Annotated in this window: 6 protein-coding genes; 3 read left to right on the top strand and 3 right to left on the bottom strand. The window is 63.7% G+C overall.

Translation table 11 applies throughout. The features are described from left to right. Positions 1–545: 545 nt before the first annotated feature. The 3 genes from purD to upp all read right to left on the bottom strand — a co-directional run bounded on the left by purD (position 546) and on the right by upp (position 3,854). The gene (purD, locus tag BX592_RS32395) at positions 546–1,820 is read right to left on the bottom strand and encodes a phosphoribosylamine--glycine ligase (RefSeq protein ID WP_134197366.1); all 1,275 of its coding nucleotides are present in this window, start codon (positions 1,818–1,820) and stop codon (positions 546–548) included. Between the two features lie 151 nt (positions 1,821–1,971). Then, complete coding sequence (locus BX592_RS32390) at positions 1,972–2,700, bottom strand: YebC/PmpR family DNA-binding transcriptional regulator (protein WP_134197370.1); 729 nt, start codon at positions 2,698–2,700, stop codon at positions 1,972–1,974. Between the two features lie 503 nt (positions 2,701–3,203). Further along, positions 3,204–3,854, bottom strand: coding sequence for a uracil phosphoribosyltransferase (gene upp, locus BX592_RS32385; protein WP_134197364.1), 651 nt, complete (start codon positions 3,852–3,854; stop codon positions 3,204–3,206). Positions 3,855–4,456: 602 nt separating this feature from the next. Between upp and BX592_RS32380 the strand changes: the two genes are divergently transcribed. The 3 genes from BX592_RS32380 to BX592_RS32370 all read left to right on the top strand — a co-directional run bounded on the left by BX592_RS32380 (position 4,457) and on the right by BX592_RS32370 (position 6,837). Then, positions 4,457–5,248, top strand: coding sequence for an SDR family oxidoreductase (locus tag BX592_RS32380; protein WP_134197362.1), 792 nt, complete (start codon positions 4,457–4,459; stop codon positions 5,246–5,248). A 203-nt stretch (positions 5,249–5,451) separates the two neighbouring features. Next, positions 5,452–5,841 (top strand): methylglyoxal synthase, encoded by a 390-nt coding sequence (locus BX592_RS32375; RefSeq protein WP_134197360.1) that lies wholly within the window; start codon positions 5,452–5,454, stop codon positions 5,839–5,841. Positions 5,842–5,862: 21 nt separating this feature from the next. Continuing rightward, positions 5,863–6,837: a quinone oxidoreductase family protein gene (locus BX592_RS32370; RefSeq protein WP_134197358.1), complete on the top strand. Its 975-nt coding sequence runs from the start codon at positions 5,863–5,865 to the stop codon at positions 6,835–6,837. Positions 6,838–6,909 lie beyond the last annotated feature (72 nt).

Below are 6,909 nucleotides of genomic sequence, written 5' to 3'. Positions count from 1 at the left end.
AGCGCATCGGCGATACGGGTTTGCAGGTCCCGCAGCCAGCTGCGCACAGCCGTCGCGTCGAAAGTTGAATCTGTCATCAGGTCCAGGTGCGCCGCGTGTGACCCGGGACGCGGCGGATTGTTCGTCAAAAGGAAAAACGCGGAACACACAACGCTCATGCCGCGAAAGCCCGGCACGCAATGCGCCGGCGTCGGGCATCGCGGCGACTCAGGGTTACGGTGTCCGATCATTGCAAAATCGGTGCTTACCGGCGCACCCACCATCGCATACCGCCGACGCTTGCCGGACAGCGCTCGCCGACCCGCGACCTGCACGTCGACATGGCTGACGGCGGTCACCGGCCGGTGCATGCCGATCGCGTGCCCGCGATCCGTTCATCGCAAGTCTGAGCGAAGTTTAGCGCCGGCGGGGCGATCAGGTGCTCACCACCTGGGCAGAAAGCGGCGACCTCGCCGCGCAGCGGCCCGCCGGGTCTACGCGGACAATGTATTTCTGTGCGACCCGGCCCGCCGCCGCCCTGATACGGCCTCAGTGCTGACGCATGGCTAATGCTTTCGATTCACGGCGCGATGACCGATATCGCGCCGGTACTGCATCCCGTCGAACGAAATCTGATTGATCGTCTCGTACGCGACCGATTGCGCGCTGCGCACCGAATCCGCCAACCCGACGACGCATAGCACGCGTCCACCCGACGTGGTCAGCTTGCCATTCGCGAGCGTCGTGCCGGCATGGAACGTGACCGCATCGGCCGTTTCCGCCGGAATGCCGCTGATCCGGTCGCCTTTGCGCGGCGCATCCGGATAGTGGTGCGCGGCGAGCACGACGCCCAGCGCGGTGCGGCGGTCCCATTCCAGTTCAACCGTGTCGAGCGTGCCGGCGATCGCCTGCTCGACGACCTTCGAAAAATCGCCTTTCAGGCGCGCCATGATCGGCTGCGTTTCCGGGTCGCCCATCCGGCAGTTGAATTCGAGCGTCTTCGGGTTGCCCTGCGCGTCGATCATCAGCCCCGCATACAGGAAGCCGGTGAAGCGGATGCCTTCCTTCTCCATGCCGCGCACGGTCGGCAGGATGATTTCGCGCATCACGCGCGCATGCAATTGCGGCGTGACGATCGGCGCGGGCGAGTACGCGCCCATGCCGCCAGTGTTCGGGCCTTCATCGCCATCCAGCAAGCGCTTGTGGTCCTGGCTCGACGCGAGCGGCAGCACGTGCTTGCCGTCGACCATCACGATAAAGCTCGCTTCTTCGCCCGCCAGAAACTCTTCGATCACGACGCGCGCACCGGCATCGCCGAGCTTGTTGCCGGACAGCATCATGTCGACCGCCGCATGCGCTTCGTCGAGCGTCTGCGCGACCACCACGCCTTTGCCGGCGGCGAGGCCGTCAGCCTTGATCACGATCGGCGCGCCTTTCGCATCGATATAAGCGTGCGCGGCAGCGGTATCGGAGAAGGTCTCATATTCCGCGGTCGGAATGCCCTGACGCTTCATAAACGCTTTCGCGAAGTCTTTCGAACTTTCGAGCTGCGCAGCCTCGCGCGACGGCCCGAAGATTTTCAGACCGCGCGAGCGGAACAGGTTCACGATGCCGGCCGCGAGCGGCTGCTCCGGCCCGACCACCGTGAACGCGATCTGCTCCTGCTCCGCGAAGTCGGCGAGCGCGTTGAGATCGACGATGTCGACGTTGCGCAGGCGCTCATCCTGCGCGGTGCCGCCGTTGCCCGGCGCGACATAGACCAGCTGTACCCGCGGCGACTGCGCGAGCTTCCACGCCAGCGCATGTTCGCGACCGCCGGAACCGACGACGAGTAACTTCATGAGATTCCCCGAATGCCAAAAACCGAAAATATTTGCAAGATTCGCACAACTCGCGTCGGCAGCCTGTGACGAAGGCAACACAAATTGCGGGAACGCCGGACCGTCCGCGTGACTTCAGCGTGAGCGATGCGGACGCGGCGCGACGCGTCGCTCACTCTTCGACGATCGCCGCGTTCGTGTAGACCTCTTGCACGTCGTCCAGATTCTCCAACGCGTCGAGGAGTTTCTGCATTTTCACCGCGTCGTCGCCGGTGAACTCGACTTCCGTCTGCGGCTTCATCGTGACTTCAGCCAGTTCGGCCTTGAAACCCGCCGCTTCGAGCGCGCTTTTGACTTTCGGGAAATCGTTCGGCGGGCACAGCACTTCGATACTGCCGTCGTCGTTTGTCACGACATCATCCGCGCCCGCTTCGAGCGCGGCTTCCATCAGCTTTTCTTCCGGCGTGCCCGGTGCGAACAGGAACTGTCCGATGTGATCGAACATGAACGACACCGAGCCGTCGGTGCCCATATTGCCGCCAAACTTCGAAAACGCGTGCCGCACTTCGGCGACCGTGCGCGTGCGATTGTCGGTCATCGTGTCGACGATGATCGCCGCGCCGCCGATGCCGTAGCCTTCGTAGCGGATTTCTTCGTAGTTCGCGCCGTCGACGCCGCCGGTGCCGCGTTGAATCGCGCGGTTGATGTTGTCCTTCGGCATGTTGGCGTCATACGCCTTGTCGACCGCGAGCCGCAGACGCGGATTCGAGTCGATATCGCCGCCGCCCATGCGCGCGGCAACCTGAATTTCCTTGATCAGCCGCGTCCAGACTTTGCCTTTCCTGGCATCCGCTGCTGCTTTTTTATGCTTGATGTTGGCCCATTTCGAATGACCCGCCATACCTTTCTCCAGCGCGCGCGCCTGGCGCGGCGCACGCATGCAATTGTCGTCGCGTGATGTTGTGCAATGTGGGGCGCGTTTCGCGAGGCGCGCCTGAATGTCCGATATGCCCGATATGTCTGATGCCGATGCGTTCGATGCGCCCCTGCGTGTGCCCTGCCGCCGACCGGAGGCCGCCTTGCGGCGGCATAAGAGTGCAGCGACGCGCTGACTCGCGTGCCGATTGCCGCGGCAACCCCCGCCGCGCAACGGCACGCCGGAACTGCAAAGACCCGCGCAAGCGCCGCACCGGCCTTGGCGCACGACCGCTACCACCGGTAGCCGTGCGATGCACGAGGCGATTCAGGCAAGAGAACCGCTCAATGAGCGGATTGCGATTTTAACATGCGGCCATGCGCGACAGATGCGCGATACGTGCCGCGGCGCGATGTAAGCTCCGCGTGGCGGGGCGATGCCGGCTGAACGGAGGTTGTCGGGCCGATGAATACCTTGCCGGGCGCCGGTTAGTTCTTCGTGCCGAACAGCCGGTCGCCGGCGTCGCCGAGGCCGGGGATGATGTAAGCGTGCTCGTTCAGATGCGAATCGAGCGATGCGACAAAAAGCTTCACGTCAGGATGGGCGTCGTGAAACACCTGCACGCCTTCGGGCGCCGCGACCAGTGCAAGAAATGAAATGTTTTCGCCGGGCACGCCGCGACGCTTCAGCACATCGACCGCATGGACCGCCGAGTAGCCGGTCGCCACCATCGGGTCGCACAGGATAAAGATGCGGTCCTCGAGATCCGGCAGCCGCACCAGGTACTCGACCGGACGATGATCCGCATCGCGGTACACACCGATATGGCCGACCCGCGCGGACGGGATCAGCTCCATCAGCCCGTCGGACATGCCGACGCCCGCGCGTAGCACCGGCACGATCGCGAGCTTCTTGCCGGCGATCACCGGCGCATCGATCTCGACCAGCGGCGTGGTGACGCGGCGCGTGGTCATCGGCAGGTTGCGGGTGATTTCGTAGCCCATCAGCAGCGTGATCTCGCGCAGCAACTCGCGGAACGTGCGCGTCGACGTATCGCGGTCGCGCATATGCGTGAGCTTATGCTGGATCAACGGATGATCGAGGATAAAGAGATTCGGAAAACGGCTGTTTTGTGTCATGGCGCGGCGCGGGGCGAAGGATCGAGACGACGAAACATTTCACCGCGGCACATGGGGCGAACGGCGGCGAACGATGTTGAAAAAGGCGATTGCTGCCTGCGCTTGCCACGTTGCCTGCCGCTCTTGTCCGGGATGCTCGCGTCGCAAGTGGCGCGCTGCATAAACGGCACCGAAGAGCGTCAATGCAGGACGGACCACAACGCAACATCACGCAACATAACCCGACGTCACGCAACGCAACTGCGTGTCGCCGAACAGCGAACGGGAAGAGCGAAACCAACTGCGGCACGAATTTGCAGCGCGCAACCGCAGGCGACCGGAAGACCGGTGCGCCACGCGTGCAAGTTTACCGAAAGTATCGCCAGATGAAACGCAGGATTTTTGCCGATCGCGCGGGCTCGGGCAGCACCGCGTCGATTCTTCTAGAATCGGGGCAACGGCGGTCGGTATCGGTCACGGCGGCTGGTCCGTCACCCGGTCAGCAAGCCTGTAAGCAAGCCTGTAGGCATGCTTGTCAGCAAAACTGACAGCCAGATAACAGGCGGCCAGGAGGTAAAACCGAAGGCCGCACCTGGTCACGCATATCAACCAAGGGCACTCACATGGATCTGGGAATCGCAGGGCGTACCGCTCTGGTCTGCGCGGCGAGCAAGGGGCTCGGCCGCGGTTGCGCGGAGGCCCTTGCGGCCGAAGGCGTGGATATCGTGATCGTCGCGCGCACCGCGGCCACGCTGGAAGCGACCGCCGGCGACATTCGCTCCCGCATCGCGGCAAAGAGCGGCGCGACCGTGAAATCGGTCGCTTGCGACATCACGACGCCCGAGGGCCGCGCCGCCGCGCTTGCCGCGTGCCCGCAGCCGGACATTCTCGTGACCAACGCGGGCGGGCCGCCGCCGGGCGACTTTCGCAACTTCACGCACGACGACTGGATCAGCGCACTCGAAGCGAACATGCTGACGCCGATCGAACTGATCCGCGCGACCATCGACGGGATGATCGCGCGCGGCTTTGGCCGGGTCGTGAATATCACGAGCTCGTCGGTGAAGGCGCCGATCGATGTGCTGGGGCTCTCGAATGGCGCGCGCTCCGGGTTGACCGGTTTCGTCGCGGGCGTTGCGCGCAAGGTCGCGCCGCATGGCGTGACGATCAACAACCTGCTGCCCGGCGCATTCGATACGGATCGCATCGCAGCCACGCTGGTCGGCTATGCAAAGGCGCAGAACATCACGATCGACGAAGCGCGCAAGCGGCGCGAGGCGGGCATTCCGGCTGGCCGTTTCGGCACCGCGGACGAATTCGGCCGCGCCTGCGCGTTTCTGTGCAGCAGGCATGCGGGCTACATCACCGGACAGAATCTGCTGATCGATGGCGGCGCTTATCCGGGCACTTTCTGACGAACCCGCGGGTGCCAAAGCGCACGAAACGGAAGGCCGATACCCGGCCTCGACCGCGGACCGAAGCAAGGACACAAGCAAGGACACAAGCCGGGACACAAGCGGCGCATTAACACCCAAGCCGCCGCACGCAGTGACATGCAGTTGAAAGCAGTCAGAAGCAAGTTAAAAGCAGTCAACAACAAACCAGGGGGAATCGAACAATGACAACTCGTATCGCACTGATCGCGCACGATCACAAGAAAGACGACATCGTAAAACTGGCCGGCGAATATGCCGATACGTTGAAGCGATGCGATCTGCTTGCGACCGGCACGACCGGCGCACGGGTCACCGCGGCGCACGGGCTGCCAGTCGAGCGGATGCTATCCGGACCGAACGGCGGCGATTTGCAGATCGGCGCGCAGCTTGCCGAAGGCCGTGTCGATATGGTGATTTTCCTGCGCGACCCGATGACGCCGCAGCCGCACGAACCCGACATCAACGCGCTGGTGCGAGCGTGCGACGTCCACAACGTGCCGTGCGCGACGAACATCTCGACCGCGCGGATGATTCTCGATGTATTGACGCTGCGGATGAAGCAGCGAGTCTGAACGAACTGGAGAATTGGAACGATGGTCAAGGCAATACGATTCGACAAGACGGGTGGCCCCGAAGTGATGAAGTGGGTCGACGTCGACGTGGGCGAGCCGGGCGACGGCGAAATCCGCATCAGGCAGCATGCGGTCGGCCTCAATTACATCGACGTGTACTTCCGCAACGGGCTGTATCCGTTGCCGCTGCCGGGCGGGCTCGGCATGGAGGCCGCGGGCGAAGTGGTCGCGGTGGGCAGCGGTGTCACGCATCTGAAGCCCGGCGATCGCGTCGCGTATGCGTCACGTCCGCCGGGCGCGTACACGCAGGAGCGCGTGATGCCCGCCGCTAACGTCGTGAAGATTCCCGACGCGCTCGGCTACGAAGAGGCCGCATCGGTGATGCTGCAAGGTCTGACCGCGCAGTATCTGCTGCGCCGCACGTATCGCGTGAAGCCCGGCGATACGATCCTGATCCAGGCGGCCGCGGGTGGCGTCGGCCTGTTCGTGTGCCAGTGGGCGAAGGCGCTCGGCGCAACCGTGATCGGCACGGTCGGCTCGGACGAAAAGGCGGACATTGCAAAAGCGCACGGTTGCGATTACCCGATCGTCTATACGCGTGAAAACTTCACGAAACGCGTTCGCGAGATCACGAATGGCGCGGGCGTGCCGGTCGTATACGATTCGATCGGTAAGGACACGTACACCGGGTCACTCGATTGCCTCGCGCCGCTGGGTCTGTTCGTTACGTTCGGCAATTCGTCGGGCCCGTTGCCGCCGATCGATTCGCAAGATCTGGCTGGACGCGGCTCGCTGTTTTTTACGCGGCCCACCTTGTTTAGCTATATCGGCAAACGCAGCGACCTCGAGACGATGTCGTCCGAACTGTTCGACGTGCTGGTATCGGGCAAGGTGAAAACGAGCGTCAACCAGCGCTATGCGCTCGCCGATGTCGCGAAGGCTCATGAGGACCTCGAAGCACGGCGCACGACCGGCTCGACCGTCCTGTTGCCGTAACCGGTTACTTTTTACCTGGTCACGCGCGGCCCGCCCGCCGCCCGCTGACGCGCCCTGCTGTCGCACCCCGTA

Origin of the sequence: Paraburkholderia rhizosphaerae, from assembly GCF_004366595.1 — a bacterium.
Lineage (GTDB): Bacteria > Pseudomonadota > Gammaproteobacteria > Burkholderiales > Burkholderiaceae > Paraburkholderia > Paraburkholderia rhizosphaerae.
The sequence above is the reverse complement of the archived record's forward strand: the minus strand, read 5'-3'. Positions and strand labels throughout refer to the sequence as shown.